General features: G+C 61.6%; 2 protein-coding genes. Both read right to left on the reverse strand.

Going from position 1 to position 2,256, the window contains the following annotated elements; translation table 11 throughout:
- Positions 1–1,437, reverse strand: a 1,437-nt coding sequence (locus tag FEM54_RS30870) for an ABC transporter substrate-binding protein (RefSeq protein ID WP_138454099.1), incomplete at its 3' end; no start/stop codon positions are given.
- 35 nt (positions 1,438–1,472) lie between these two features.
- A partial coding sequence (locus tag FEM54_RS30875; protein WP_138454100.1) for an oligopeptide/dipeptide ABC transporter ATP-binding protein occupies positions 1,473–2,256 on the reverse strand: 784 nt, incomplete at its 5' end.

The raw sequence follows: 2,256 nt of genomic DNA on the forward strand, positions 1-2,256 counted from the left end.
GTTGATGTACGGGCTGTAGTACAGGTCAATCCAGTTCACATCCTGCTTCGCCAGCTTCTGCAACTCCACATACATCTGCTCCCGCTTGGCCGGGTCGGCCTCGATCCGCGCCTGCGCTACCAGTTCCTTGACCTTGTCGTTCTTGTAGCGGGTCATGTAGTTCTGGTTGGTGTCATGGCCGAGCACGAAAGTGGTCTTCTGGTCCGGGTCGAGGATGTCGTTGGTCCAGTACATCACCGAAATATCGTACTCACCGTCCACCAGCATCTGCCAGCTTTGGGTCGGGTCGACCTTTTGCAGGTTGGCGGTCACGCCGACCTTGGCCAACTGGTCCTTGATGATCACCGCAATCTGCTCGTCAGCTTCGTTGCCGGCATTGACCACGTAGTTGAGTTTCAAGTCCTTGGCACCAGCCTCTTCCAGCAGTTTCTTGGCGGCGGCTGGGTCATACGGGCGTTGCAGGTTGTTGGCGTAGTGGTACAACGAGCCTTTGGGGATGTAGGAATAGGCCACGGTGCCTTGGCCGTACGTGGCGCTCTTGACCAGCGACTGCTTGTCGATGGCCATGTCCAGCGCCTCGCGCACCTGCGGCTTGGCCAGCAGGCCGTGGGCGTGGTTGATCAGCAGGTGATCTTCGCGGGTCGACGGGTCGGCATGGATCACCACGCTTTTGTCTTTCTTCAGCTCTTCCACGCGGGAGAACGGCACGAAGATCGCCGTGTCCAGCTCGTTGTTCTGCACCATGCGCATGCGCGTGTTGTCGTCGGTGACCGAGACCCACTCCACGCCATCCAGACTCACGTTCCTGGCCTGCCAGAAGTTCGGGTTCTTTTTGAGGATCACGCGGTCGCCCTTGCGCCATTCCTCCACGGTAAACGCGCCGGAGGTCACCGGGTTTTCCGAGTAGGCGTCTTCGCCCATCGTGGTCATGGCTTTTTGCGACAGGATCGATACCGTCGGCGAAGCCAGTTGCGAGAGGAAGGCCACAGCCGGGGTTTTCAGCGTGACCACCAGGGTCTGCGGGTCGCTGGCCTTGGCCGTGCTGATCAGGCTGAACGGATCTGCCCACAGCGACGCCTTGTTGTCGCGGATGCGCAACAGGCTGAACGCCGCGTCATCGGCGGTGATCGCCGAGCCATCAGAGAACTTGGCGTCACGCAGCTTGAAGGTGTAGGTCAGGCCGTCCTTGGAAATCTCCCAGCTTTCAGCCAGGCCCGGTTCCATCTTGGTGCCCAGGTTATCCACGCGCACCAAGGTGTCGTAGACGTTGGCGAACACCCACGTATCGCGGTTCTGTGCGCTTTTGATCGGGTCGAACGTGGTGCTGTCTTCACGGCAGCCGATGGTCAGCACGCCGGCGGCGTGGGCCAGCCCGGCAGTGAGGGACCAGGCGGTCAGTGTCGCGGCGGCGAGCAACTTCAAGTGGCGCGATTGCATGTCATAACTCCTTGTTCATGAATGGCAGAAGTGGGTCAAAACAGAGGTTCTTCAAGCACGCAACTGTACCGATGCTCGTGCAGGTAATGGGTCGGCGGCAACACCACGGAACACATCGTCCGGGCATGCCGGCAGCGCGGGTGAAAGGCGCAGCCGGTGGGCAACTTCAGCGGGCTCGGGGGCTCACCGGGCAACGGTTCTGCGGGCAACGGCCGGTGCGGATCGATCTCGGGAATCGCCTCGATCAACGCCGCCGTATACGGATGGCGTGGCGCAGTAAACACTGCTTCCACTGGCCCTTCTTCGACGATTTTGCCCAGGTACATCACCGCCACGCGGTCGCACAGGCGCCGCACGATGGCCAGGTCATGGGCGATAAACAGAATCGCCAGGTTCATGCGCTGTTGCAGCGCCAGCAACAGGTTGATGATCTGGCCCTGAATCGACACATCCAGTGCCGCCACGCATTCATCGGCAATGATCAGACGCGGCTCCACCGCCAGGGCGCGGGCGATGCCGACGCGCTGGCACTGGCCACCGCTGAGGGAGCCGGGTTTACGGCTGGCGAGTTCAGGGCGCAGGCCTACCAGGTCAAGCAGCTCGACCACGCGAGCCGGTATCTGCTCCGGGGCGACCTTGCGCTGCACCCGCAGCACTTCGGCAAGGGTTTCGCCAATGCTGTGTCGCGGGTTCAGGGCAGCGTAGGGGTCTTGGAAAATCATTGCGGTTTCATGCCGCAGGCGGGCGATGTCGATAGCACTGCCCCGGGCCATGTCGACGCCATCGAACAACACCTGCCCGGCGCTGATCGGGGTGAGG

Origin of the sequence: Pseudomonas edaphica, from assembly GCF_005863185.1 — a bacterium.
GTDB classification, from domain to species: domain Bacteria; phylum Pseudomonadota; class Gammaproteobacteria; order Pseudomonadales; family Pseudomonadaceae; genus Aquipseudomonas; species Aquipseudomonas edaphica.